Source organism: Pseudomonas sp. 05N431 (assembly GCF_056397005.1).
Genome location: NZ_JBFTMN010000009.1, coordinates 71847 through 97114, shown reverse-complemented (window position 1 = coordinate 97114; position 25268 = coordinate 71847). Strand labels below are relative to the sequence as shown.

At 59.8% G+C, this 25268-nt stretch carries 20 protein-coding genes and 1 pseudogene; 5 read left to right on the top strand and 16 right to left on the bottom strand.

Annotated elements, in window-relative coordinates; translation table 11 throughout:
• Window positions 1–67: 67 nt before the first annotated feature.
• Complete coding sequence (locus AC1DIG_RS16910) at window positions 68–772, top strand: YebC/PmpR family DNA-binding transcriptional regulator (RefSeq protein ID WP_347927353.1); 705 nt, start codon at window positions 68–70, stop codon at window positions 770–772.
• 64 nt (window positions 773–836) lie between these two features.
• Here AC1DIG_RS16910 and AC1DIG_RS16905 read toward each other — a convergent pair whose 3' ends face one another.
• The 4 genes and pseudogenes from AC1DIG_RS16905 to AC1DIG_RS16890 form a co-directional block, all read right to left on the bottom strand.
• Entirely contained in the window at window positions 837–2150 is a 1314-nt protein-coding gene (locus AC1DIG_RS16905; protein ID WP_477768217.1) for a leucine-rich repeat-containing protein kinase family protein, read from the bottom strand.
• Between the two features lie 87 nt (window positions 2151–2237).
• Window positions 2238–2582 (bottom strand): annotated as a pseudogene (gene zapE / locus AC1DIG_RS16900) (AFG1/ZapE family ATPase); the annotation flags it as partial.
• 2 nt (window positions 2583–2584) lie between these two features.
• Window positions 2585–3337, bottom strand: coding sequence for an anti-sigma factor family protein (locus AC1DIG_RS16895; RefSeq protein WP_477768216.1), 753 nt, complete (start codon window positions 3335–3337; stop codon window positions 2585–2587).
• Window positions 3334–3840, bottom strand: coding sequence for an RNA polymerase sigma factor (locus tag AC1DIG_RS16890; RefSeq protein WP_054596561.1), 507 nt, complete (start codon window positions 3838–3840; stop codon window positions 3334–3336). The genes AC1DIG_RS16895 and AC1DIG_RS16890 overlap by 4 nt, the downstream gene beginning before the upstream one ends.
• Before the next feature lie 160 nt (window positions 3841–4000).
• Between AC1DIG_RS16890 and AC1DIG_RS16885 the strand changes: the two genes are divergently transcribed.
• Window positions 4001–5092, top strand: coding sequence for a catalase family peroxidase (locus AC1DIG_RS16885; protein ID WP_477768215.1), 1092 nt, complete (start codon window positions 4001–4003; stop codon window positions 5090–5092).
• Window positions 5089–5631 (top strand): cytochrome b, encoded by a 543-nt coding sequence (locus AC1DIG_RS16880; protein ID WP_477768214.1) that lies wholly within the window; start codon window positions 5089–5091, stop codon window positions 5629–5631. The genes AC1DIG_RS16885 and AC1DIG_RS16880 overlap by 4 nt, the downstream gene beginning before the upstream one ends.
• On the opposite strand, the gene AC1DIG_RS16875 is transcribed toward AC1DIG_RS16880, so the two are convergent.
• The 3 genes from AC1DIG_RS16875 to AC1DIG_RS16865 form a co-directional block, all read right to left on the bottom strand.
• The gene (locus AC1DIG_RS16875) at window positions 5625–5789 is read right to left on the bottom strand and encodes a hypothetical protein (protein WP_477768213.1); all 165 of its coding nucleotides are present in this window, start codon (window positions 5787–5789) and stop codon (window positions 5625–5627) included. The two genes, AC1DIG_RS16880 and AC1DIG_RS16875, sit on opposite strands and share 7 nt — an antisense overlap.
• Complete coding sequence (locus AC1DIG_RS16870) at window positions 5789–6940, bottom strand: M14 family metallopeptidase (protein WP_477768212.1); 1152 nt, start codon at window positions 6938–6940, stop codon at window positions 5789–5791. The genes AC1DIG_RS16875 and AC1DIG_RS16870 overlap by 1 nt, the downstream gene beginning before the upstream one ends.
• Before the next feature lie 520 nt (window positions 6941–7460).
• Window positions 7461–7802, bottom strand: coding sequence for a DUF6124 family protein (locus AC1DIG_RS16865; protein ID WP_477768211.1), 342 nt, complete (start codon window positions 7800–7802; stop codon window positions 7461–7463).
• A gap of 129 nt (window positions 7803–7931) precedes the next feature.
• Between AC1DIG_RS16865 and AC1DIG_RS16860 the strand changes: the two genes are divergently transcribed.
• Window positions 7932–8597: a LexA family protein gene (locus AC1DIG_RS16860; protein ID WP_477768210.1), complete on the top strand. Its 666-nt coding sequence runs from the start codon at window positions 7932–7934 to the stop codon at window positions 8595–8597.
• A 42-nt stretch (window positions 8598–8639) separates the two neighbouring features.
• On the opposite strand, the gene AC1DIG_RS16855 is transcribed toward AC1DIG_RS16860, so the two are convergent.
• The 4 genes from AC1DIG_RS16855 to AC1DIG_RS16840 are packed head-to-tail and all read right to left on the bottom strand — an operon-like array spanning window position 8640 to window position 14200.
• Window positions 8640–10589, bottom strand: coding sequence for an acetyl/propionyl/methylcrotonyl-CoA carboxylase subunit alpha (locus AC1DIG_RS16855; protein ID WP_477768209.1), 1950 nt, complete (start codon window positions 10587–10589; stop codon window positions 8640–8642).
• Window positions 10589–11404, bottom strand: a complete 816-nt coding sequence (locus tag AC1DIG_RS16850; protein WP_019689590.1) for a gamma-carboxygeranoyl-CoA hydratase — start codon at window positions 11402–11404, stop codon at window positions 10589–10591. Before AC1DIG_RS16850 ends, AC1DIG_RS16855 begins: the two co-directional genes overlap by 1 nt.
• 13 nt (window positions 11405–11417) lie before the next feature.
• On the bottom strand, window positions 11418–13025 hold the full coding sequence (locus tag AC1DIG_RS16845; protein WP_477768208.1) for a carboxyl transferase domain-containing protein: 1608 nt from the start codon (window positions 13023–13025) through the stop codon (window positions 11418–11420).
• A gap of 11 nt (window positions 13026–13036) precedes the next feature.
• Complete coding sequence (locus tag AC1DIG_RS16840; protein WP_477768207.1) at window positions 13037–14200, bottom strand: isovaleryl-CoA dehydrogenase; 1164 nt, start codon at window positions 14198–14200, stop codon at window positions 13037–13039.
• A gap of 251 nt (window positions 14201–14451) precedes the next feature.
• Here AC1DIG_RS16840 and AC1DIG_RS16835 point away from each other — a divergent pair, with 251 nt between their 5' ends.
• Complete coding sequence (locus AC1DIG_RS16835) at window positions 14452–16149, top strand: AMP-binding protein (RefSeq protein WP_477768206.1); 1698 nt, start codon at window positions 14452–14454, stop codon at window positions 16147–16149.
• 589 nt (window positions 16150–16738) lie between these two features.
• Here AC1DIG_RS16835 and AC1DIG_RS16830 read toward each other — a convergent pair.
• The 5 genes from AC1DIG_RS16830 to mfd form a co-directional block, all read right to left on the bottom strand.
• On the bottom strand, window positions 16739–17638 hold the full coding sequence (locus AC1DIG_RS16830; RefSeq protein WP_477768205.1) for a hydroxymethylglutaryl-CoA lyase: 900 nt from the start codon (window positions 17636–17638) through the stop codon (window positions 16739–16741).
• 150 nt (window positions 17639–17788) lie between these two features.
• The gene (locus AC1DIG_RS16825; protein WP_477768204.1) at window positions 17789–18187 is read right to left on the bottom strand and encodes a MerR family transcriptional regulator; all 399 of its coding nucleotides are present in this window, start codon (window positions 18185–18187) and stop codon (window positions 17789–17791) included.
• A 195-nt stretch (window positions 18188–18382) separates the two neighbouring features.
• Entirely contained in the window at window positions 18383–21073 is a 2691-nt protein-coding gene (locus AC1DIG_RS16820; protein ID WP_477768203.1) for a DEAD/DEAH box helicase, read from the bottom strand.
• Between the two features lie 11 nt (window positions 21074–21084).
• A complete protein-coding gene (locus AC1DIG_RS16815) occupies window positions 21085–21651 on the bottom strand; it encodes a CsiV family protein (protein WP_477768202.1) in 567 nt (188 codons plus the stop codon).
• A gap of 10 nt (window positions 21652–21661) precedes the next feature.
• Window positions 21662–25111, bottom strand: coding sequence for a transcription-repair coupling factor (mfd, locus tag AC1DIG_RS16810; RefSeq protein ID WP_477768201.1), 3450 nt, complete (start codon window positions 25109–25111; stop codon window positions 21662–21664).
• Between the last annotated feature and the right edge of the window lie 157 nt (window positions 25112–25268).

The window sequence follows — 25268 nt, the reverse complement described above, 5'->3', positions numbered from 1 at the left end:
GCCGTATAAACTTGCACAAAGCGTCGGCCAATAGATGTCTCGGCGCCACAGATCAAGAGAGTGAGTAATGGGCGCACAGTGGAAGGTTAAACACAAAGAAGCGGCAGCCAACGCCAAGGGCAAGATCTTTGGCAAACTGGTGAAGGAAATCACCATTGCGGCACGTAACGGCGCTGATGTCAGCACCAACGCGCACCTGCGCCTGGTGGTCGAACAGGCGAAAAAAGCCTCGATGCCGCGTGAAACCCTGGAGCGTGCAATCAAGAAAGGCTCGGGCCAGCTCGGCGAAACCGTGCAGTACCACCGCGTGACTTACGAAGGCTTCGCCCCGCATCAGGTGCCGCTGATCGTTGAATGCGTGACTGACAACATCAACCGTACCGTGGCAGAAATCCGCGTGGCGTTCCGTAAAGGCCAGCTCGGGGCTTCCGGTTCCGTGGCCTGGGACTTTGACCACGTGGGCATGATCGAGGCGTCCCCGGACACCCCGGATGCCGATCCGGAAATGGCCGCTATCGAAGCCGGCGCACAGGATTTCGAGCCGGGTGAAGACGGCGCGACGCTGTTCATCACCGAAGCCACCGACCTGGACTCCGTTCAGAAAGCCTTGCCTGAGCAGGGTTTCACCGTGTTGTCGGCGAAGCTCGGCTACAAGCCGAAGAACCCGGTCAGCGGCCTGACCGACGCCCAAATGGAAGAAGTCGAAGCCTTCCTCGAAGGCCTCGATAACCATGACGACGTGCAGGACATGTTTGTCGGGTTGGCGGGTTAAACCGACGGCTACTGTCGCCTGACAGGCTGTCTTCGCGGGCATCATTGCGATGCCCGCGTTCGTTTCAGGCCGCGCGCAATGCGGCTTCGACTTCCTCAAAACCTGGGCGCGCCAGCACGTCCGGCTGACAGCAGCGCTCTTGTAGGTCCATCAAGCGCTCACGACGTTCAACGCTCAAGCCTGAGTCGATCCGCTCCAGCAGCTCACCCAGCAGAATCCCGAAGGCCCGCACTTCGATGCGTTGCAGTGCGCGCGTCTCCAGCGTGTCCGACGTGGCATGGAAGGACGCGGCGCCAAAGTCGCCCAATAGGCAATCACCGTGCTCATTCCACAGTGTGTTGTGGCCGTACAGGTCGCCGTGGGTGATGCCTTGCTGATGCAGGTGCGCGGCGGCCGAGGCAATGCCGCTGGCGATCCGCAGCGCCACCGCTGCACTGAAGCGCGTGTCCTCTGCGTACACATCACGGCTGCACGAGGCCAGGCTCGGCAACGCCGCCAGATTGCGATAGCTCGGCTCGATCAAGTGCATGACCAGGCCGGCCTGTGCCTGCGGATGCCCGACGATCCGGCCCTCGACCTTGATCAGGTTGGGGTGAAGGCCGGCGGTAATGCAGGCATTCATTTCATGCAGCGGTGAGCCGTCGCTGGTCATGTGCCCCTTGTAGAGTTTCACTGCGACCTTGCGCTCTGGCTGCGACGGTTGCTCCCACACGGCCTGGTGAATCACCCCTGAAGCGCCTTCGCCCAGTTGCTGCTGCAGGTGCAGTTGCGACCAGGGAATGTTCGGCGTGGCTTCGAGCGCGGCGGCATCGGCCTCGGTTTCCAGCGGGTTGCCGGCGTACGCCAGCCATGCCAGCCCGGGCAATGTCAGCAACCACTGCGGCAGTTCGGTCATGCGGTTGGCGGCGATGCGGATCAGCTCCAGCTGATGGCACTGGCTCAAGCTTGCCGGTAGGCTTTGCAGGTGGTTGCCGGCCAGCATCAGTTTTTGCAGGTGCGGGCGTTCGCCCAGTTCGCTCGGCAACTCGCTGATGCAGTTGTCGGTCAGGATCAGCCAGCGCAGCAGCGGTGGCAGGGCCGCGGCCGGGACACGCTCCAGACGATTGGCCTTGAAGCCGATCATCGTCAGTAGCGCGCACTGGCCCAGGCAGGTCGGCAGTTCGCGGAACTGATTGTCCGAGCAAAACAGTACGCGCAGATGCGTCAGGCGATGCAGGTCATCCGGCAAGCTGCTCAAGGCATTGCCACTGAGGTTGAGCACCTCCAGCGTGTCTGCCAGGTCGAAGATTTCCCGGGGAAACTCGGTCAGGCCGCACGACAGATCCAGACGTTTGAGCCCCGCAAGCGCGCCGGCCCGCAGTTGTGCAAGGGTATGCATGAACACATCCAACCAATGAGAAGAGAACGGCAAGTCGCCCACAAAAACGCCGCCATGATAGCGGCAAAACCCGCTGCACTGGACGCTTTATAGCGCTGGCCCGACGTCCACCAGTTGCCCCAGGCGACTGCGGGTACGCGCCAGGTCGATGGCGTCACCGCTCAGGTGTTCACGCAGCGGCCGTTCGCCAAGCAGGATCAGGCGCTTGTCCTGGTCGTAAAGCACGTCGATCAGGTTGATGAAGCGTTGTTGGGTCGCAATCGAGCAGTCCGCCAGATCGGGCAGTGCCTCGATGATCCAGGTGTCGAAGCGTCGGCACAGTTCCAGGTAGTCCATCACGGCCGTGGGTTGTTCGCACAGGTCGTTGAAGGTGAAGGCAATGGTTCGATCCTCGCAATGCAGAGCCTGTAGCTGGCGAGTACCGACTGTGAGCATTAGAACCTCAGCTCCTGCTTGAGCATCTGCGTCGCCGGATCCCGGGCTTCGCTGACCATCGCATAGTTGTAGCCGGCCCCGGACCAGTACTCGGCCTGCAGCTCGCCGTCGCTGCGACTGCCGCGTGGCAGCAAGTAGTTTTTCGGGCCTGGCGGACGGACGTAGAAACTGATCTTGCGGCCGCTCTGGTCCTCGTACATCACCATTGCTGCCGGGCCTTGCTCGGTGCTCAACAACCGTCCGCTGACCGGTTTGAACCCCGAGTTGGCGAGGTTTGGCAGGCGATTGGCCTGGGAGAAGTAATGGTCGAGCCAGCCCTGCATATCGCCGTCTTCGGTGACTGTGTAATCGGCCGGCAGGATGCCTTGCTGGGCGAACATCCGGTACGCCTGCATCGCATCGGTCATCGGCAGTGCTGCGCCAACCATGGTCATTTCCCGTGCTTGCCAGCCGCCCAGGCCACCGACGCTGACCGCGATCAGCAACACCGCGGCGCTGGCCAGATGGCGGCGTGACTGTCGTTTCAGACGCTGGCGAATCACGCCGGGGTCGAGGTTCGGGTTGGGCGGTTGCTGCAAGGCACCGCTCAAGGCTGCGCGCAGTTGCTGGGCGTCCTGTTGCCAGGCCTGAACCTGCTCGGCAACGTGCGGGTTGGCCGCCAGGTACGTTTCCACCCGTCGCCGGTCCGCGTCGTCGAGTTGATGATCGACGTAGGCGTGCAGGTCATTGACGCTTGGGGGCATGCTGATCATTTGAGTATCCGCAAAGAGGGGCTGGTGATTTCGCCGTCGCTGAGCTGGCGCAAGGCCTGGCGAGCGCGGGACAGGCGAGACATCACGGTACCGGTAGGAACGTCGAGAATCTCGGCGACCTCCTTGTAACTCAAGCCTTCCACCGAGACCCAGAGCAACAGCGCGCGTTGCTCGGTGGTCAGTTTATCGAAGGCTTGCAGCGTCGATTGCGCCAACACCGTGCGCTCGACCGAGGGCTGGGCATCGTCGCGACCGGTGAAGAACTCAAGCATTCGTGCATAGCGCCTTGAGCGTCGATGGGCGTCGAGAAACTGTCGATACAGAATCGAAAACAGCCAGGCGCGCAAGTCGCCGTCCGGGCGTTTGTCGCCCCAACCTGATAGCGCTCGCTCAAGGCACGACTGCACCAGATCGTCAGCGTTGCTGGGGTTGCGCGTCAGCGACACGGCAAAGCGCCGTAGTCTGGGGATGAGTTCACGTAACGGTTCGTCAAGATCGTTCATGGAATGCTGGCTAGTCATTACGCTTTGGATCAGGAAGACGCCCGGCAGTGGAGGTTATTCCAGCAGTGGAAAAATAAATACCGGGTCAGGGAATAAACCTCTGCGGGCTTCGTCTGATTGATCCTTCCCACCGGTGGCCCACGGCCCTGGAGATGTTCACATGGTTGATCGTTCACCGCCGCCACGGCCTGACAAAATCCCCTTGAGCCGCGTGAGCCTGGCTTTGCGCCTGGCCGGTATCGGCGCGGTAGTCGCCACACTGGCCGGGGCCTTTGCCTACGTCAATGGCACGTTTGACCCACAGCGTCTGACACCAAAAGCGCTGGTCGACGTGCTGGAGAAAAACAATGGCGTACACCCGGGCTTTCGGCGCAATCACGCCAAGGGCGTGTGCGTGGCCGGGTATTTTGAAAGCAGCAGCGAGGCGCGTCCGTATTCAACCGCTCAGGTCTTCAGTGCGGCACGAACGCCGGTTGTCGGGCGCTTTGCGTTGCCCAGCGGCAATCCCTACGCGCCGGACAGCAGCGTGCCGATCCGCAGCCTGGCGTTGCGCTTCAAGCAGGCCAACGGTCAGCAATGGCGCACGGGGATGAACAGCATGCCGGTGTTCCCGGTGGGCACGCCTGAAGCCTTCTATCAGCTACAACAGGCTCAGACACCCGATCCGGCCACCGGCAAACCTAATCCTGCGAGCGTCCCGGCATTTTTTGCCACACACCCGGAAACCGCGCCTTTCCTGCAATGGGTCAAGAGCGCCAAGCCGTCGGCCAGTTACGTGACCGAGACCTACAATGGCATCAACGCTTTTTATCTGGTCAACGCCGCAGGTCAGCGTCAGGCAGTGCGCTGGAGCGTGGTTCCCGTGGCGCGAGATGCGGTCGGCGCCAGTGCCCCTGAAGGTGCGGACTTTCTTGAAAAGGATCTGCTCCAGCGCTTGAAGAGCGGGCCGTTGCGTTGGCAGTTGAATATCACGCTGGCCACGGCTGCTGACCCGACCAACGACGCCAGCAAGACCTGGCTGGGGGAGCGCAAGGTCTTGAACGCCGGGACGCTGGTGCTGGAAAGCGCCCAGGCGCAAAACGATGGCGAATGCCGCGACATCAATTACGACCCGCTGGTCTTGCCGAGCGGTATCGAGGGTTCCGATGACCCGTTGCTGGCCGCGCGTTCGGCGGCTTATGCCCGTTCTTACCTGCGTCGAACCGCTCAAGTCGATCAGTTACCCACCGCCAAACAGGAGTCGCCACAATGAGCGCGCACCCTCATCATTTCGCTCCGCTGGCGCGGCTGCTGCATTGGCTGATGGCCGTGATGATCATCGCCATGTTGTTTATCGGTGCCGGCATGGTCGCGTCAGTCTCCGAGCGCCACGAATGGCTGATTCATCTGCACAAACCATTGGGTATTGCGATTTTGTTGTTGGTGATCGTGCGTCTGTTTGTACGCTTCTCGACTCGCCAGCCGCCGTTGCCGACAGACTTGCCGGGCTGGCAAGTGCTGGCGGCCAAGGCGTCGCATGGGTTGCTTTACGCATTGATGCTGATCCTGCCATTACTGGGCTGGGCGATGATTTCGGCAGCCGGGGATCCGGTGATGCTCGGCAGTTCGTGGCAGTTACCCTCGATTGTGCCGGCGAATGCGCTGCTGTTCGCCTTTTTGCGCACGGCTCACGGGTATCTGGCGTACGTGCTGTTTCTGACCGTTCTGTCGCACCTGGCAGCGGCGTTGTTTCATGGCTGGGTGCGTCGTGATGGGGTGTTGCAAAGCATGTTGCACGGCAAGGATCACTGATCGGCTGGCACGGCGCATCGCTCAGGTGCGCCGCTTTTCAGTGTCAGCAGCCAATACACCAGCGCCACGGCGTTGATCGCCGCGTCCAGCCATGGAACAGCGCCGCCGAGTGAAAAATGGCTGCACGCCGTAACCGGCGCGCAGCCATTGAGAGGCATCAGCGCAGGGTGCCGACCATCTCTGCCACAGTCGACAACACATCCTTGCCCAATTGCATCGAGCGCTTGCCCGACCAGCCGGTGAGTGCATTCGGTGCGTCGTTGTTGTCCTTGAATGGCATCTCCAGCGTCAACGACAGGCAATCGAACTTCTCGCCGACGCTGTTGCAGGCCAGGGTCATGTTGGCCTTGCCCGGGAGGTCGCGGGTGTAGCCATGGGTGGTCTGGAAGTCGCGGGTCAGGTGTTTCAGATGACTGCGAAAGTGCTCTTCGAGCTTTGCGATTCGCGGGGTATAGCCCGGGTTGCCTTCGCAGCCAGCAGTGAACACGTAGGGGATTTCTTCATCGCCGTGGATATCGAGGAACAGGTCGACACCGTACTTCTCCATTTGCTGTTGAACGAAGAGTACTTCCGGGCTGGTGTCCTGGCTTGCGCTCTGCCAAGCGCGGTTGAGGTCCTTGCCCATGGCGTTGGTCCGCAAGTGACCATGGAAGGCGCCGTCCGGATTCATGTTCGGCACCAGGTACAAATCGGCACTGGCCAGCAGTTTGTTCAACTCAGGATCATTGTGTTGTTGCAGACGTTCGATGACACCTTCCATGAACCACTCGGCCATGTGTTCGCCGGGATGCTGCTGGGCGATGATCCAGACCTTGCGCTGACCCTCGGCGCCGCTGCCTCTGCGCAACAATTGAATATCCCGACCTTCGACGCTTTTGCCGGTGGCCAGCAGTTCGGTGCCAGCCTTGCTCAACGCTTGGTCGATCAGCCAATCGTGGCGTCCGCGGCTGTAGGGTTCAAAGTAGGCGAACCAGGCGTGAGTTTCAGTGGCTTCAAGGCTGAAGCGCAGGCAGTCGCCTTCAAAGATCGTCGGCACACGGAACCAGTTGACGTGGTCATACGAGGCCACCGCCTGATAACCGTCCCATGCCTTGTGATAGGAGGATTTACTGGCGTTGTTCAGTCGAAACCAATGTTCCTGGCCGACGTGAAGACCACTGGCCTTGAAGTGAAACCACTGGAAATGCTGACTGCGGGTGTCGGGTTTGATGGCCAGCAGGGCCTGCAATGGATTGCTGAGGTCCAGCACCTCGATGTTGCCGCTGTCGAAGTTTGCAGTGATCTCAAAGGAGCGGTGAGCCACGGTCATAATCTATTCCTGAGTATGATTTTTATGGCTGCTACTTTACACGCAAGGGTGGGAAAGCCGAGGGCAATTTGCGGGGGAGATAGAGTGGGGGCGTCGTCCTTGACGCAGTCGCAGCTTAGTGTTTATGAGATTGATTCTCAAGTGCTATTTTGGCGGTCTCAAGCCCGTGCTTGAGCGGTTTGTTGCAAAAAGATGTTCTTTTGATATCATCCGCGCCATCGAATTCAGCAGTACCCGACTTCATTAGCCTGAAGCCATAGCCAGAATAACTGGCAAAAAAAAGACCCGGCAAAAAGCCGGGTCAAAAACCGTGATTAGCCTGATGAGGAGATATTCCAGGAGTCCGACCTAAGGTCTCTTGGTCTATCGACTGATCTCGCGACCAGCTGCATGCAATAATAATCATTATCATTTGCAAGTCAAATGTTTTCATCCGCCTCATTGGAAAATTTTCCTGTGGCGTCCCCAAACGTCTGCGGCTTGATTCAAATCGCAGCGTTCTCTAATCGTTTTTCTCCGTTCAATCTTTCCGGTCACCGTCCAGGGACCTGTCCACCATGGCCTTGGCCATGTCGATCATGTGTACCACTGAAAATGCCAGATCGCGGCTTGCGCCATGCAGGTTGTCTGCCGACTCGTAAGCGGTCGCGGCCGCACAGCGCAGCAAGTCCGATGCATGGACCAGAGCCTCTTCACTGCTGACGTTACGGTTTACATCGAAAAAACGTTCTGCGACTTCAAATTCTGAAACAGTTGGTTTCAAGTAATAATCCAGGGCGCGCTGGGCTGCTGCACAGCCCTTGAGCGAGGTGAAGTTAGTGTCGATGTCTTGTTCGGTCGTGTCTTTGCGGGTGCTGTCCATGGTGGGTAATGCTCCGTAGGTGGGGCGATTGAATAACCTTAATCCTAGTACAATCTGTATTTATGACGAGAAATTAAATACTACAATGTGTGTGTTGAGGGTCCGACTACACGAAGTATTGTTCCGCCCATGGATAAATGGATTGAGTTGGTCAAGGCCAAGATGAGTGAACTCAAAATCACTCAGGAAAAGCTCGCAGAGCGTCTCGCAATGTCTCAGGGCGGCGTCGGCCATTGGCTGAACAAGCGTCGCCAGCCCAGCCTCGAGGATATGAACCGGGTGCTTCGGGAGCTGGGGCTGGGGTTTCTCGAAGTCGCCCTGGTGATCAGGGAGCCCGAGCTTGCGAATGACGAGCTGCAAGAGGGCGATTACGAAGTGTCGCTGGCGCAAAAGTACAACCCGTACTTCCGTTACCCTGTCAGTGACTGGCAGGGTATCAGTGAGGTGCGCGAGGCTGCGCCAGCTGCTTATGCCAAGGGGCGTCACGAGTTATCGGATTATCACGCCCAAGGTCCGGCGTTCTGGCTGGTCGTGGTCGGTGATGCGATGACTGCACCGAGTGGCATCAGTATTGCGCAAGACATGCTGATTCTGGTCGACCCGGCGGTTGAAGCCGTGCCCGGAAAACTGGTGATCGCGCAGTGGCCAGACAGCGCCGAAGCGACGTTCCGCAAATTGATCGAAGAGGGCGGTCAACGGTATCTCGTGCCGCTGAACCCGACCTATCCGAAAGCCCTGTTTACCGACGAGTGCCGAATTATCGGAGTTGTGGTGCAGGCAACTGCCAAGTTCTAATCAGACAGGTCCTACGGCGTAGGACCTGTCATCAGACCGCGATTATTCCAGTTCCACCAACGCGCTGCCTTCGTTGACCATCTCGCCTTCCTGGCAATACAAGGCCTTCACCACACCTGCATGGGGCGCACGAATGCTGTGCTCCATTTTCATGGCTTCCAGTACCACCAGTTGCGCACCGGTTTCGACCGTTTGCCCCGGCGCTACCAATACACGGACGATGCTGCCATTCATTGGCGCCGTAAGGCCGCCCTGATGACTATGGCTGGCTTCCACCGCGGCAATAGGGTCGTAAGGCTTGATGCAGCGCAGCTCACCTTCCCATTGCAGGTACAGGATTTCACCCTGGCGGATGGCGCGATGCTGACGGCGCACGCCGTGATGTTCGACCAGCAATTGCTCACCGTTGAGCTCCGCGTTACGGGTGTCGGCCGGTGCCAGGATGATGGCCCGGTCCTGGTCTTCGCAGCTTAAGTGCAGCGTGGTTTCTGCCGGCAACCCGGCACGGAAACCGCTGCCAACAGCCCATGGCGAACCCGGGTCATCAGCGCGTACGTGGTGTGCCTGGCTTTGCGCAAAGGCTTGAGCGGCGGCTTGCCAGAACGCATCGCTGAGTTCGTTTGGCGCTGGCAGCAATTGGTCCTGATAACGTGGGATGAATCCGGTGTCGAGCTCAGCCGCAGCGAAGGCTGGGTGTCCGATGATTCGACGCAGAAAGCTGATGTTGGTCTTCAACCCGCCAATGGCGAACTCATCCAGCATGCTCAGCAGCCGCAAACGTGCCTGTTCGCGGTCCTCGCCCCAGGCGATCAGCTTGCCGAGCATCGGATCGTAGAACGGCGAAATGCTGTCGCCTTCCTCGACACCACTGTCGACGCGCCGGCCCGGGCCCGCGGCTGACTCGCGGTACAACGCCAGGTGGCCGGTGGCCGGCAAGAAGTCATTGCTTGGGTCTTCGGCATACAAACGCACTTCAATCGCATGGCCGCGCAACGGCACCTGCGCCTGCGTCATGGGCAGCGGCTCGCCTTGGGCGACGCGAATCTGCCACGCCACCAGGTCGAGACCGGTGATGGCTTCGGTGACCGGGTGTTCGACCTGCAGGCGCGTGTTCATCTCCATGAAGAAGAACTCACCGCGCGAATCCAGCAGAAACTCCACGGTGCCTGCGCCGACATAACCGATCGCTTGCGCCGCACGGACTGCCGCTTCCCCCATGGCTTTGCGCAGTTGCGCGCTCAGGCCGGGGGCCGGCGCCTCTTCGACGACTTTCTGGTGGCGACGTTGAATCGAGCAATCACGTTCATTGAGGTACAGGCAGTTACCGTGCTGATCAGCGAAGACCTGGATTTCCACATGCCGTGGTTTGAGCAGGTACTTTTCCACCAGCATCCGCGAATCGCCGAACGAAGATTGCGCCTCACGCTGCGCCGAGGCCAGGGCGTCAGCCAATTGGCTGACGTCCTCGACCACTTTCATGCCTTTACCGCCGCCACCGGCAGTCGCCTTGAGCAGCACCGGATAGCCGATGCGCTCGGCGGCATCGCGGAAGGTTTCCAGGTCCTGAGCTTCGCCGTGATAACCCGGTACCAGCGGCACACCCGCAGTTTCCATCAAGGCTTTGGCGGCGGATTTGCTGCCCATGGCGTCAATGGCCGAAGCGGGTGGGCCGAGGAAAATCAAACCGGCGGCTTCAATGGCGCGCGCAAATCCGGCGTTCTCCGAGAGAAAGCCATAACCCGGGTGAATCGCCTGAGCGCCGCTGGTCTTGGCGGCAGCGAGCAGTTTGTCGATTTGCAGGTAACTGTCAGCAGCTTTGCTGCCACCCAGGTCAACGCGGATGTCTGCCTCGCGACTGTGCCGCGCATCGCGATCGGTGGCGCTGTGCACGGCCACGGTGGTCAGGCCCAGCGCCTTGGCGGTGCGCATCACTCGGCAGGCAATTTCGCCACGGTTGGCAACCAGCAAGGTGGTGAGAACAGGGGCGCTCATCAACGCAGCTCCTTGGTAGTGGATTCGGGCTGCCAACTGGGCGGACGTTTCTGCAGGAACGCCCGCAAGCCTTCCTGACCTTCAGGGCTGACACGAATTCGGGCGATCGCATTTTCACAGTAGCGGCGCAACGCCGGGTTCAAGGCACCGTTGCCGACTTCACGCAGCAGCTCCTTGCTTGAGCGCATGGCGTGTGGGCTATTGAGCAACAGATTGTTGATCCATTGTTCGACCTGCGACTCCAGTTCGCTGGCCGGATAGCTTTCGCTGAGCAGGCCGATTTCCTGAGCACGTTGGCCACTGAAACGTTCAGCGGTCAGTGCATAACGGCGCGCGGCCCGTTCGCCGATGGCTTGCACAACGAAAGGGCTGATCACCGCCGGCGCCAGACCGATGCGCACTTCCGACAGGCAGAATTGCGCGTCATCGGCACCAATCGCCATGTCGCAGCAACTGATCAAGCCCAATGCGCCGCCGTAGGCCGCACCCTGGACTACCGCCAGCGTCGGGATTTTCAGCTTGGCCAGGTTGTACATCAACTCAGCCAGCTCGCGGGCGTCGTCGAGGTTGGTGTGGTAATCGAGTTCGGCCGATTGCTGCATCCAGGCCAGGTCAGCGCCAGCGCTGAAATGCTTGCCACGCCCGCGCACCAGCAGAAAACGCAGGCTCGGGTTGCTCTGGACCTTGTCCAGCGCGAGGATCAGTTCGCGGATCATTTCGGCGTTGAAGGCGTTGTTTTTCGCCTCGCGACTCAACCACAGTGTGGCGAAACCACGCGGGTCGGTCAGCAGTTCCAGGGTATTGAAGTCGCTCATGGTTTTCTCCAGATCACATCCGGAACACGCCGAAGCGGCTCGGTTCGATAGGTGCATTCAGCGATGCGGACAAGGCCAGGGCCAGCACGTCGCGGGTTTGCGCCGGGTCAATGACGCCGTCGTCCCACAACCGGGCGCTGGAATAGTAGGGGTGGCCCTGTTCTTCGTACTGATCGAGGATCGGTTGCTTGATCTCGGCTTCCTGGGCGTCGGAGAACGGATGACCGCTGCGTTCAGCCTGTTCACGCTTGACCTGTACCAGCACGCCCGCGGCTTGCTCGGCGCCCATCACGCCGATGCGTGCGTTCGGCCACATCCACAGGAACCGCGGATCGTAGGCCCGTCCACACATGCCATAGTTGCCAGCGCCGAAGCTGCCGCCGATGATCACGGTGAATTTCGGGACCTTGGCACAGGCCACGGCGGTGACCAGTTTTGCGCCGTGCTTGGCAATGCCGCCGGCTTCGTATTTCTGACCGACCATGAAGCCGGTGATGTTTTGCAGGAACAACAAGGGAATCCCGCGCTGGCAGGCCAGTTCGATGAAGTGCGCACCTTTTTGCGCAGCTTCGGCGAAGAGGATTCCGTTGTTGGCGAGAATCGCAATCGGGTAGCCGTGCAGGTGTGCAAAACCACAGACCAGCGTCGTACCAAACAGCGCCTTGAACTCATCGAACACCGAACCGTCGACCAGCCGCGCGATGACTTCACGCACATCGAACGGCTGCTTGGCGTCGGCTGACACCACGCCGTACAACTCGTCGCTGCTGTAGAGCGGTGCGATAGGCGTAAGTTGTTGCAATTCGCCCAGCTTGCGCCAGTTGAGATTGGCAACGCTGCGCCGAGCTAGCGCCAGCGCGTGTTCGTCGCTGTCAGCATAGTGGTCGGCCACACCGGAAATCTTGCAGTGCACATCGGCACCGCCCAGGTCTTCGGCGCTGACCACTTCACCGGTCGCGGCTTTCACCAGCGGCGGGCCGGCAAGGAAAATCGTTGCCTGCTGACGGACCATGATCGCTTCATCGGCCATGGCTGGCACATAAGCGCCACCGGCGGTGCAGGAGCCCATGACCACAGCGATCTGCGGGATACCCATGGCGCTCATGTTGGCCTGGTTGAAGAAGATCCGCCCGAAGTGCTCGCGGTCCGGGAACACTTCATCCTGACGCGGCAGGTTGGCGCCGCCGGAGTCCACCAGGTAGATGCACGGCAGGCGATTCTGTTGGGCGATGGTCTGGGCGCGCAGGTGCTTTTTCACCGTCAGCGGGTAGTACGAGCCGCCTTTCACGGTCGCGTCGTTGGCGACGATCATGCATTCGACGCCTTCGACCCGGCCGATGCCGGCGATCACTCCAGCGGCAGGGACATCTTCGCCGTAGACCTCGTAAGCGGCGAGTTGGCTGATTTCCAGAAAAGGCGAACCGGGGTCGAGCAGGCGATTGATCCGCTCACGAGGCAGCAGTTTGCCGCGTGAGGTATGCCGTTCCTGGGCCTTGGCGCCGCCGCCTTGCTGGACCTGAGCGAGCAGGGTGTGCAGGGCGTCGACTTGGGCAAGCATCGCCGCGCTGTTGGCCGCGAACTCCACCGAACGGGGGTTGAGCTGGGTGTGCAGGATTGCCATGGACAGCTCCGTTAGCGGGTTTCGTTGAAGAGTTCACGACCGATCAGCATGCGACGGATCTCACTGGTGCCCGCACCGATTTCATACAGCTTGGCGTCACGCAGCAGACGGCCTGCCGGGAATTCGTTGATGTAGCCGTTGCCGCCCAGAATCTGGATCGCATCGAGAGCCATTTGCGTGGCGCGTTCGGCACTGTAAAGGATCACGCCGGCAGCGTCCTTGCGGGTGGTTTCGCCACGCTCGCAGGCTTGTGCCACTGCGTACAGGTAGGCGCGGCTGGCATTGAGTTGGGTGTACATGTCGGCGACCTTGCCCTGGATCAGCTGGAATTCGCCGATGCTTTGGCCGAACTGTTTGCGGTCGTGGATGTACGGGACGATGAGGTCCATGCAGGCCTGCATGATCCCGGTTGGCCCGCCGGAAAGCACCACGCGCTCATAGTCGAGGCCGCTCATCAGCACTTTTACGCCACCGTTGAGCACGCCCAGGATGTTTTCTTCCGGGACTTCAACGTCATCGAAGAACAGCTCGCAGGTGTTCGAACCGCGCATGCCGAGCTTGTCGAATTTGTTGCTGCGGCTGAAACCTTTCCAGTCGCGTTCGACGATAAATGCGGTGATCCCGTGCGGGCCCTTTTCCAGGTCGGTCTTGGCGTAGATCACGTAAGTATTGGCGTCCGGGCCGTTGGTGATCCAGGTCTTGCTGCCGTTGAGCACATAGTGGTCGCCACGTTTGTCGGCGCGCAGTTTCATCGAAACCACGTCGGAGCCGGCGTTCGGCTCGCTCATGGCGAGGGCGCCGATGTGCTCGCCGCTGATCAGCTTTGGCAGGTATTTGGCTTTCTGTTCATGGGTGCCGTTGCGGTTGATCTGGTTGACGCAGAGGTTGGAATGCGCGCCGTAGGACAGGGCAACCGAGGCCGAGCCACGGCTGATTTCTTCCATGGCCACCACGTGCGCCAGATAGCCCAGACCGGCGCCGCCGTATTCTTCTGGAACGGTAATCCCCAGCAACCCCATGTCGCCGAATTTACGCCACAAGTCAGCCGGGAACAGGTTATCGATATCGATCTGTGCTGCGCGCGGGGCGATCTCTTTGCTGACAAAGGAGCGGACCTGGTCACGCAGCATGTCGATGGTTTCGCCGAGGGCAAAGTTCAGGGTCGGATAGCTCATGGGGGCACCTTCAAACTTGTTTTTATAAATGGAGAATCGGACTGCACTGCGCGCCGAATCGACTGTCACCTTTACGTTAACGTAAGCCTGTGACGAATGGCTGTCAATCACCCTTTACGTTAACGTCAACTTGAGCGAGAGTAGGGGCAGTTTCGAGGTTGAAAATCGAACCGTTTGTGTAGGAGCAGCTAAGCCTGTCACTGGCAAAGGTTCAACCGTCTCACCCACTAAAAAAGACAATAGGGGTCGTCATGGATCAACACAGTGCTCCCCCACAGCACAGCTACAGCCGTGGTTCACAGGATAAAGCCTTGCTGGCGATGACCATTGGCCAAGCGTTCGATAACACCGTCGCGAAGTATCCTCAGGGTGACGCATTGGTGGTGCGTCATCAGCAACTTCGCTACAGCTGGGCGCAATTGGCCGAAGTGGTCGATTTGCGCGCCAGAGCGCTACTGGCGCTGGGTTTACAGACGGGGGACCGTCTCGGTATCTGGGCGCCCAACTGTGCGCAGTGGTGCATCAGCCAGTTTGCCAGCGCGAAGATCGGGGTGATTCTGGTCAACATCAATCCGGCTTATCGCAGTTCCGAACTCGAGTACGTGCTGAAGCAGTCCGGCTGCCAATGGCTGGTGTGTGCTGGCTCGTTCAAGACGTCCGATTACCACGCTATGCTGCAAGGCCTGGCACCGGAACTGGCCGAGCAATCCATTGGCCGCCTGCACTCTGAGCGCCTGCCGGATTTGCGCGGCGTGATCAGCCTCGACGCGCAACCGCCATCAGGCTTTTTGCCTTGGTCGCAACTGGCGGATCTTGGCGTCGGGGTGCCGGTTGAACAGCTCAAGACACGGCAAAGCAGCCTGCATTTCGACCAGGCAGTGAACATTCAATACACCTCGGGCACCACGGGTTTCCCCAAGGGCGCGACCCTCAGTCACTACAACATCCTCAACAACGGCTACATGGTCGGCGAAAGCCTCGGGCTGACCGCCGATGATCGCCTGGTGATCCCGGTGCCGCTGTATCACTGCTTCGGCATGGTCATGGGCAATTTGGGTTGCGTTACTCATGGCAGCACCATGATTTACCCCAACGACGCCTTCGACCCGTTGCTGACGTTGACCACTGTTGCGCAAGAGAAAGCCACCGCGTTGTACGGTGTGCCGACCATGTTCATCGCCATGCTCGATCAACCGCGCCGTGCAGAGTTCGACCTGTCGACGCTGCGTACCGGGATCATGGCCGGGGCAACGTGCCCGATTGAAGTCATGCGCCGGGTCATCAGCGAAATGCACATGAGCGAAGTGCAGATTGCCTATGGCATGACGGAAACCAGTCCGGTGTCGTTACAGACCGGTCCGTCAGACGATTTGGAGTTGCGCGTCACCACGGTCGGCCGCACCCAGCCGCAGCTGGAAAGCAAAATCATCGATGAGGCGGGCAATCTGGCGCCCCGTGGGACCATCGGTGAGCTGTGCACTCGCGGTTACAGCGTGATGCTCGGTTACTGGAACAACCCGCAAGGCACGGCCGAGGCGATCGATCAGGCTGGCTGGATGCACACCGGAGATCTGGCGACCATGAACGAAGAGGGTTACGTCTGCATCGCCGGACGTAACAAGGACATGATCATTCGCGGTGGTGAGAATATTTACCCGCGAGAGCTGGAAGAGTTTTTCTTCACCCATCCGGCGGTAGCGGATGTGCAGATCATCGGCATTCCATGTGAGAAGTACGGTGAGGAGATCGTTGCCTGGATCAAGTTTCACCCGGGCCACAGCGCCACTGAGCAAGAGCTGCAAACCTGGTGCAAGGAGCGCATCGCGCACTTCAAGACGCCGCGCTACTTCAAGTTCGTCGAGGAGTTTCCGATGACCGTGACCGGCAAGATCCAGAAATTCCGGATGCGCGAGATCAGTATCGAGGAGCTGAAAGCCAATAAAGGCTAACGACAATCCTGTGGGAGCAAGCTCGCTCCCACAGGATGCGCGACCAAAACCTGAACGCCAGGAAGCACAAAGGGGAGCCGAAGCTCCCCTTTAATTTGTCGTTGCCTGCTCTTTTTTTATTATTAAGGGGCGGTCTGTTGTTGTTTTTGGCAACCGTGACCCTTTACCGCTGTTTCGGGCGACCCCCATCCGGGGTCAAGAGCAAACGTATTTTTTTGAGCGCTGATCTGCTTTTTCGCCAAGCGATCCAACCAGTTCGGGAGCTACCTGAAGGTAGTTTTATTGTTCTCTGCCCGGTTGCGGGTTACTGCAAGCAGCACCCTGAAAAGCACACCTTCTCCAAAAAAATCTGTTAGCTGCGTCTCTGCCGTGTTGTTTTTGTTATGTCAGAGTCGTTACGTCTTATTTTTATTAGGTTTGCTGCTTTTTATTCTTGTTATGCCATAGAGATAGCAGAAGCCATGCCAACTTTTTAAAGTCCTTTAAAAACAACATCTTAGAATTTTGTAGGACAAATCGTTCATAAAAATTCGGTCAGGTTGTTTCCGTGTTACTCGTTTTGTTGCGGTTGCGGTAACACCCGGATACATCACTGGGCGCTACGGGCCTTGGCCACGCGTGAACCGGTCGGGCGGCCCAGGACGTTGCAGATCTGCTGGCCGGCCAGAATCAGTTTTTCCAGGTCGACGCCGGTCTCGATACCCAGGCCGTTGAGCAGGTACAGCACGTCTTCAGTGGCGACGTTGCCGCTGGCACCCTTGGCGTATGGGCAGCCGCCAAGGCCGGCGATGGAACTGTCGAACACCGCAATCCCTTCCAGCAGGCTGGCATAGATGTTGGCCATGGCCTGACCGTAGGTGTCGTGGAAATGCCCGGCCAGTTTGTCCCGCGGCACGTCGGCTGAGACCACCTCGAACATCTTGCGTGTCGCGCCAGCGGTGCCGGTGCCGATGGTGTCGCCGAGGGAGACCTCGTAGCAGCCCATGGCGTACAGCTCGCGTGCAACCAGGGCGACTTGCTCAGGCGCCACATCACCCTCGTAAGGGCAGCCGAGCACACAGGACACGTAACCGCGCACGCTGACACCGTGTTGCCGGGCGGCGTCCATGATCGGCAGAAAGCGCGCCAGGCTTTCGCTGATCGAGCAATTGATGTTGCGTTGCGAGAAGGATTCGGACGCGGCGGCGAACACCGCGACTTCCTTGACCCCGGCAGCCACCGCGTCTTCGAACCCGCGCAGGTTCGGCGCCAGTGCGCCGTAGGTCACACCAGGCTTGCGCTGGATCTGCGCGAACACCTCGGCCGAGCCGGCCATTTGCGGTACCCATTTCGGCGAAACGAAACTGCCGACTTCTATATAGCCAAGGCCAGCAGCGCTGAGTGCATCGACCAACTGCACCTTGTCCGCGACGCTGATGGGTTGGGCTTCGTTCTGCAGACCATCGCGTGGGCCGACTTCGATCAGGCGTACGTGGGTGGGGAGGGACATGGCAATGGACCTGTTGTGATTGCTTGAATGTTCGGAGAACCTTGTGGGAGCGAGCTTGCTCGCGATGGCGGACTCTCAGCTAGCATCAATGTTGAATGTCACACCCTCATCGCGAGCAAGCTCGCTCCCACAGTGGATTGCGTAGACCTGCTAAACCGTCTGCTGGTTCTTGATCGTCTGTTCCAGCGCCTGGACACAGCGCTCTTCGGCGGTGTCGAGTTCCAGTTTCATCTGCTCGATGTCCAGCAGTTGCTGCTCAAGCTGTTCACGGCGCTCGGCGATTTTTGCCAGCATGCTGTGCAGCTGTTTCTGATTGCCGCTGGTGGGGTCGTAGAGTTCGATCAGTTCGCGGCATTCAGCCAGGGAAAAGCCGATGCGCTTGCCACGCAGGATCAGCTTCAGGCTGACCTTGTCACGTGGCGAGTAGATACGTTCCTGGCCGCGACGCTCGGGGCTGAGCAGGCCTTGCTCTTCGTAAAAGCGAATGGCGCGGGTGGTGATGTCGAGCTCGCGGGCGAGGTCGGAAATGCTGTAGGTCTGGCTGCTCATGGACGCGCTCGCAAAAAGGTCATGGCGCTAAGCTAATGTCAGGTTGACGTAAACGTCAAGGGTGATGATCTTCATTACTCCGGCGGGCCCTTCGCGAGCAAGCCCGTACACACTGGATCGGTGTTGAACATGGGATTTGATGTTTGAGCCCGGTTTAGCGTGTGCTTGCTCGCAAAGGCAGTCTGGCCGCCGTCGCTATCCTTTCGACTTATGCGGCAGCGGTGCAAACAACGCTTCAATATCGTCGGTCTGCAGCCTCCAGTCCCCGGTCGAACGCCCATCCAGTACACCGGCCGCCAGGTCGGATTTTTCCTTTTGCAGGTGCTGGATTTTCTCTTCGACGGTGCCGCGGGCAATCATCTTGTAGACGAACACCGGCTTCTCCTGGCCGATCCGGTATGCGCGGTCGGTGGCCTGGTTTTCCGTCGCCGGGTTCCACCACGGATCATAGTGGATCACCGTGTCGGCCTCGGTCAGGTTCAGGCCGACGCCGCCTGCCTTCAGGCTGATCAGGAAAATCTGACGCTTTCCGCTCTGGAAGTCTTTCACCGGCGTGCGTCGATCGCGGGTTTGCCCGGTCAGCAGCGCGTAAGCGATGCCGCGTTTATTCAGTTCGTCTTCGATCAGCGACAGCATCGAGGTGAACTGTGAAAACAGCAGGATTTTGCGGCCTTCTTCGAACAGCTCCTCAAGCATTTCCATCAGGCTGTCGAGCTTGCCCGAGGTGCTGCCGCGCGTGGGCAGGGCGGCCTCATTGACCAGGCGCAGATCGCAGCACACCTGACGCAGCTTGAGCAGCGCTTCAAGAATGATGATCTGACTGCGAGCCACGCCCTTGCGGGTGATCTCGTCGCGGACTTTCTTGTCCATGGCCAGGCGCATGGTTTCGTAAACGTCGCGCTGCGCCTCGTTGAGCTCGACCCAATGGACGATCTCGGTTTTCGGCGGCAGTTCGGTGGCGACCTGTTCCTTGGTTCGACGCAACAGGAACGGTTTGATCCGACCGTTCAGGTGTTGCAGTCGTACATCGCTGGCGCGTTTTTCGATCGGTACGCGGTAATCGCGATTGAAGCTTTTCACGTCGCCCAGCCAGCCGGGCAGCAGGAAGTGAAACAACGACCACAGCTCGCCCAGGTGATTTTCCAGCGGAGTGCCGCTCAGGCACAGGCGCTGGCGGGCATTGAGCTCTCGCGCCGCATGAGCGGCCTTGCTGTTGGGATTCTTGATGTATTGCGCTTCGTCGAGCACCAGCACGTGCAATGGCTGCGCCGCCAGGCGTTCGACATCCTTGGGCAGCAGCGCGTATGTGGTGAGAATCAGGTCGTATTCGGCCAACTGCTCGAAGTGTTTTTTGCGTCCGGTGCCATACAGCGCCAGCACTTTGAGTTGCGGAGCAAAGTGCGCCGCTTCGTCGAGCCAGTTGGGAATCAGGCTGGTGGGCATCACCACCATGCATGGCCGGTCGAGGCGGCCGGCGTTTTTCTCGGTCAGCACATGCGCCAGGGTCTGTAGGGTTTTGCCTAGGCCCATGTCGTCCGCAAGGATGCCGCCGACTTCCAGTTGCCGCAGCGACTGCATCCAGCTCAAGCCTTCAAGCTGGTAAGGCCGTAATGTGGCGTTCAGCCCTTCGGGTGCCTCGGTCGTGTAGTCCTTGATGTCACGCAGGCGCTGGGCGAAGGTGCGGATGTGCTCGCCACCTTCCCAAAGCAGGGGCATATCTTCCAGCGGATTCAGGCGGGTGGCATCGGCGCTGCTCAGGCGCAGTTTGGTTTCACCGGGCTCTTGCAGGTAAAACTCGCCGAGGGTCGCCAGTACCGGCTTTAAACGGCCGAGCGGCAGCGCGACCTGTAGCGGGCCGTATTCGGAGTTCGGACGGTGCGGAATGTTCACCAGAATCAACTCGTCGTCGCGGCGTCTGGCCAGGCGTTCCGGGTTGAGAATCTCGGTGTGCGAGCGCATCAGGTTCAGCAGGATCGGCAGTAGGCTCAGGCGCTCGCCGTTGACGATAATCCCCAGCTCCAGATCAAACCAGTCGCGCTCTGGCGCCTCTTCGACCGTGGCGTACCAGTCATCGACCGCCGTCAGGTCAAAGCCGAAGTCTTCGTCAATCTGCAGCTCCCAGCCTAGGGTGCGCAACTTGGGCAGCTCATTGAGGGTGAACGTCAGCCAGGCGCTGTCGTTGACCATCTCATAAAGTTCGCCGGCGCTTTCCGGCAAGGCTTTACTTTGGCGGGTCGCCACTCTGAATCCGAGGATTCTCAGCTGTTCCCGGTAGGCTTTTTCGACGTCCGGCTGACGTTTGACTCGTAGCGTTTGCTGTTCCTGTCGGATCAGGATGTCGGCATTTTTCTGCCCGCTGACATATTCATCCAGATAGTTGAACGACAGCGCGGCACGGTGCTGAATGTAGCGCTGCATTTTGCCGTTGCGCGGTTCGAAGGCGCTGAACTCGATGCTCGCCAGCCACAGGCGCGGCACCGGTTGCACATTGTCCACCAGCAATTGTGGCAAAGGTGCGGGTGTACGGTTTTCCAGGACCGCCTGAAGTTTTTCCAGCAGCTCGGCGTCTTTGGCGGCGGCCGGGTACTCAAGGGTTTCCTGGACTTTGAGCAGCACTGCAGCGCAATGCTTGCAGTTAACGCGCACCGGGCAACTGCACGTTGCATCGACCAGTAACAGAGTGCCTTTGGTGGATTCGCGCAGCGTAATGGTCTGGCGGTAAACATTGCCGCCAGAGCCTTCGCAACTGGCGGTGATGGTGCTGTCGCCGGCCTCGACGATCCTGACGCGATTTTCCAGTGCGTAGCGGCGGCCACGCTCCAGGCTTTGTTCCTTGAATCGGCTGACCCATGAGGGGGCCAAGGGTTTGCTCAGGTTCGGGGGCATGGGGACTTCAATCAGTCCGGGAGAACGTCAGGGACTGGCGAACGCGCAGGTGCAGTCAGCGAAGTGATTTTGATCAGCAGCGCCAGGTGGCCGTTGTCAAGGTAGTTGAGCTGACCGTTTTTGGTGTGGCTTTGCTGCTTCAGGCGTTCGCTGGCGGTAACCCGGCCATAGGCATCGAACTGGTTGACCCAGAAGTTCGCATCGACATCAGTGAAGCGCCCGAGCTTCAGGTTCAGCGAGCCTTCGATCGGAAACTGGCCGAAGTGCTCCTTGCCGTCGCTGATCGAGATTTTTCTCGCGTCCTCGCCGAGACTCTGTTGCCAGGCCTTGTGCAGCAGCACCGTGTAATCGCCGCTGGCGCGCAGTTTTTCGGCCTCGGCATTGAGGCTTGGGGTGCGCAGGCTGTCGGCACTGATCGGCCGTGCGCCGGCAGCCCAGTCTTCCGGTGCGGTGCGGCTGGTAATGGCCGGCACGGCGTTCTGGCGGAACAGGATCATTTCAACCTGATACAAGCTGTCGGCAAAAGCCGTCGGGGCTACGAGGGTCAACAACAGGGTCAATGAGCGAAACAGGCGCATGCGGCGTCCTTCAAGCAGATTTTGGAGTGAGGTGCTCAAACAGCGCCTCCACTGTATTAAAGCGCTCTTCCGGGCGCTCCATCGGCACCATGAATTTGAACATCGTGGCGCCTTCGAATTTGTAGCGTTTGGGTTGACCCTGGATCAGCTTGATCAGCACCAGCGGATCGACCGGCGTTTGTGCGCCGAACTCGATACGACCGCCTTGCGGGCCGCCGTCGACTTTCTTGATCCCCAGTTGCTCGGCCTGCAGTTTCAGCAAGGTCATGCGCACCAGGTTCTTGGTCGGTTCCGGCAGCAGGCCGAAGCGGTCGATCATCTCCACTTGCAGGTCCTTGAGGCCATCCTCGTCGGTCGCCGACGCGATGCGTTTGTAGAGGATCAGTCGTGCGTGGACGTCCGGCAGGTAGTCTTCCGGGATCAGCGCCGGCAAACGCAGATTGATTTCCGGACCGCCACCCAGCGGTTGATCAAGGTTTGGCTGCTCGCCCTTGCGGATGGATTTCACCGCGCGTTCGAGCATTTCCATGTACAGGGTGAAACCGACGGCCTGGATCTGCCCGCTCTGGCCGTCGCCCAGCAGTTCGCCGGCGCCACGGATTTCCAGGTCGTTGGTGGCCAACACGAAGCCCGCGCCGAGATCCTGAGTATTGGCAATCGCTTCCAGGCGTTTCTCCGCGTCTGGCGTGATCTGTTGGCGCGGCGGTGTCAGCAGGTAGGCGTAAGCCTGGTGGTGACTGCGACCGACGCGGCCACGCAGCTGGTGTAACTGCGCCAGGCCGAACTTGTCGGCACGCTCGATGATGATGGTGTTGGCGCTCGGCACGTCGATGCCGGTCTCGATGATGGTCGAGGCGATCAGCACATTGAAGCGCTTGTGGTAGAAGTCGCTCATCACCTGTTCGAGTTCGCGCTCGCGCATCTGCCCGTGGCCAATACCGATCCGTGCTTCCGGCACCAGTTCAGCGAGATCGGCTGCACATTTCTCGATGGTTTTCACATCGTTGTGCAGGTAATAGACCTGGCCGCCACGCAGCAGCTCACGGAGCAGGGCCTCTTTGACCGTGCTCTTGTTCTGTTCCATGACGAAGGTCCGTACCGACAAGCGTCGCGCTGGTGGCGTGGCGATGATCGACAGATCGCGCATGCCCGACACCGCCATGTTCAGCGTCCGCGGAATCGGCGTGGCGGTCAGGGTCAGGATGTCGACTTCGCTGCGCAGGGCCTTGAGCTGTTCCTTCTGACGAACACCGAAGCGGTGTTCTTCGTCGATGATCACCAGCCCGAGGTTTTTGATCTTGACGTCGTCTTGCAGCAGTTTGTGCGTGCCGATGACGATGTCGATCTTGCCTTCGGCGAGATCGGCGACCGCGGCATTCACTTCCTTGGTCGACTTGAAACGGCTCATCACTTCCACGGTTACCGGCCAGTCGGCGAAGCGGTCGCGGAAGCTGTTGTAGTGTTGCTGGGCGAGCAGGGTGGTTGGCACCAGGATCGCCACCTGACGGCCACCGTGCACGGCAATGAATGCCGCGCGCATCGCCACTTCGGTCTTGCCGAAACCGACGTCACCGCAGACCAGGCGGTCCATCGGTTTCGGCGCGAGCATGTCTTCGCGCACTGCGTCGATGGTGGTTTGCTGGTCCGGGGTTTCTTCGAACGGGAAGCCGGCGCTGAAGGTGGCGTAATCGGCTTTCGGATCGGCGAAGGCATAACCTTCGCGGGCCGCGCGGCGAGCATAAATGTCGAGCAGTTCGGCGGCGACGTCACGCACCTGTTCGGCGGCTTTGCGTTTGGCTTTCTGCCAGGTTTCGGAGCCGAGGCGGTGCAGCGGCGCCAGTGCGTCGTCGCTGCCGGTGTAGCGGGCGATCAAATGCAGGTTGGCCACAGGCACATAAAGCTTGGCGCCCTCGGCGTATTCGAGGGTCAGGAACTCGGCGGCCTGGTTTTCGATTTCCAGGGTCGCGAGGCCCAGATAACGGCCAACGCCATGATCGATATGCACCACTGGCGCGCCTTCGCGCAGTTCAGTGAGGTTTTTGATCACGGCATCGTTATTGGCGTCGGCGCGTTTCTCGCGGCGACGGCGCTGCATCACTCGCTGACCGAACAACGGGCTTTCGGCGATCAGTGCCAGGGCCGGATCGTCCAGCACCAGGCCTTCGTCCAGCGGTGCGATGGTGATCGCCAGGCGTTCTTTGCTGGCAACGAAATCCGGCCAGCTGTCGACGGTTTTCGGCCGCAGCTTCAGGCGTTCCAGCAGTTCCAGCAGCACTTCGCGGCGACCGGCCGACTCGGCGGTAAACAGCACACGACCGGAAAACCCATCGAGGAAGTTTGCCAGTGCTTCCAGCGGCTGGTTGGCCTTGGCTTCGATGGCCAGGTTTGGCAACGGTGTAGCGGGAAAACGTTCGCGGCCGACACCGGTTTCGACGTCTTGCTGGCTGGCGACCACCCGTGGCCAGCTCTTGAGACGTGCGAAGCAGTCTTCCACCGGCAGGAACAGCTCGGCCGGCGGCAACAATGGTCGGGATGGATCGACGCGGCGCTCTTCGTAGCGGTTGCGCACGTCGTTCCAGAAATTCTCCGCTGCCTGTTCGATGCCCGGCAGGGAGAACACCTGGGTGTCCTGCGGCAGGTAGTCGAACAGCGTCGAGGTTTCGTCGAAGAACAGCGGCAGGTAGTACTCGATACCGGCCGGTGTAATCCCGCTGCTCAGGTCCTGGAAGATCGGGCAGCGACGGAAATCGACATCGAAGCGCTCACGGAAGCGTGCCTTGAAACGGGTCACGGCTTCTTTTTGCAGCGGGAATTCTTTGGCGGGCAGCAGCCGGACCGATTCGACTTTGTCGATGGAGCGCTGGTTTTCCGGGTCGAAGGTCCGCAGGGTCTCGATTTCGTCATCGAACAGGTCGATGCGGTAGGGCAGTTTGCTGCCCATCGGGAACAGGTCGATCAGCGCGCCGCGCACCGCGAATTCGCCGTGCTCATAAACGGTGTCGACACAGCGATAGCCGCTGGCTTCCAGTCGCGTGCGCATTTGCTCGACGTCGAGCTTCTGGCCGATATCCAGCACCAGGCTGCTGCCGAGCAGGAACTTGGTGGGGGCCAGGCGATGTAGGGCGGTGGTGATCGGCACTACCAAAACGCCATGGCTCAACTCGGGCAGGCGATACAGGCTGGCGATGCGCTGCGATATAATGTCCTGGTGCGGCGAGAACAGGTCGTAAGGCAGGGTTTCCCAGTCCGGGAAATGCAGCACCGGCAAATCGGGGGCGAAGAAACTCAGCTCCTGTTCCAGCCGTTCGGCACTTTGGCTGTCGGCGGTCAGTAGCAAGGTAAAGCGCTTGGCAGCGCTGGCGGCCTCGGCAATGGCCAGGCTCAGGGCGGCACCGGGCAGGTTGCCCCAATGCTGTTTACCTGCCGCGGCAGGGAGAAGCGGTAGACGCAGAACGGGCACGGAAGGTTGAGCTCCAGCGTTGCGACAAAGTCGGTAATTGTAGCGGGCGAAAGTGCCGGCTGTCAGTTGCAGACTACTGCCGACGAAAGGAAAACCATGTTGCGATAGGCGTGCATTGCTCCGCAGACGACTCGGCGGCATAATGTAGCCCCTTTTT

Coding starts and splice junctions, on each gene's coding strand:
- AC1DIG_RS16885 (WP_477768215.1), top strand. CDS start 4,001: ATGGTTGATCGTTCACCGCCGCCACGGCCTGACAAAATCCCCTTGAGC.
- AC1DIG_RS16910 (WP_347927353.1), top strand. CDS start 68: ATGGGCGCACAGTGGAAGGTTAAACACAAAGAAGCGGCAGCCAACGCC.
- AC1DIG_RS16870 (WP_477768212.1), bottom strand. CDS start 6,940: ATGACCGTGGCTCACCGCTCCTTTGAGATCACTGCAAACTTCGACAGC.
- AC1DIG_RS16825 (WP_477768204.1), bottom strand. CDS start 18,187: ATGAGCAGCCAGACCTACAGCATTTCCGACCTCGCCCGCGAGCTCGAC.
- AC1DIG_RS16905 (WP_477768217.1), bottom strand. CDS start 2,150: ATGCATACCCTTGCACAACTGCGGGCCGGCGCGCTTGCGGGGCTCAAA.
- AC1DIG_RS16855 (WP_477768209.1), bottom strand. CDS start 10,589: ATGAGCGCCCCTGTTCTCACCACCTTGCTGGTTGCCAACCGTGGCGAA.
- AC1DIG_RS16880 (WP_477768214.1), top strand. CDS start 5,089: ATGAGCGCGCACCCTCATCATTTCGCTCCGCTGGCGCGGCTGCTGCAT.
- AC1DIG_RS16890 (WP_054596561.1), bottom strand. CDS start 3,840: ATGAACGATCTTGACGAACCGTTACGTGAACTCATCCCCAGACTACGG.
- AC1DIG_RS16835 (WP_477768206.1), top strand. CDS start 14,452: ATGGATCAACACAGTGCTCCCCCACAGCACAGCTACAGCCGTGGTTCA.
- AC1DIG_RS16860 (WP_477768210.1), top strand. CDS start 7,932: ATGGATAAATGGATTGAGTTGGTCAAGGCCAAGATGAGTGAACTCAAA.
- AC1DIG_RS16865 (WP_477768211.1), bottom strand. CDS start 7,802: ATGGACAGCACCCGCAAAGACACGACCGAACAAGACATCGACACTAAC.
- AC1DIG_RS16895 (WP_477768216.1), bottom strand. CDS start 3,337: ATGATCAGCATGCCCCCAAGCGTCAATGACCTGCACGCCTACGTCGAT.
- AC1DIG_RS16820 (WP_477768203.1), bottom strand. CDS start 21,073: ATGCCCCCGAACCTGAGCAAACCCTTGGCCCCCTCATGGGTCAGCCGA.
- AC1DIG_RS16815 (WP_477768202.1), bottom strand. CDS start 21,651: ATGCGCCTGTTTCGCTCATTGACCCTGTTGTTGACCCTCGTAGCCCCG.
- AC1DIG_RS16875 (WP_477768213.1), bottom strand. CDS start 5,789: ATGCCTCTCAATGGCTGCGCGCCGGTTACGGCGTGCAGCCATTTTTCA.
- AC1DIG_RS16845 (WP_477768208.1), bottom strand. CDS start 13,025: ATGGCAATCCTGCACACCCAGCTCAACCCCCGTTCGGTGGAGTTCGCG.
- AC1DIG_RS16840 (WP_477768207.1), bottom strand. CDS start 14,200: ATGAGCTATCCGACCCTGAACTTTGCCCTCGGCGAAACCATCGACATG.
- AC1DIG_RS16830 (WP_477768205.1), bottom strand. CDS start 17,638: ATGTCCCTCCCCACCCACGTACGCCTGATCGAAGTCGGCCCACGCGAT.
- AC1DIG_RS16850 (WP_019689590.1), bottom strand. CDS start 11,404: ATGAGCGACTTCAATACCCTGGAACTGCTGACCGACCCGCGTGGTTTC.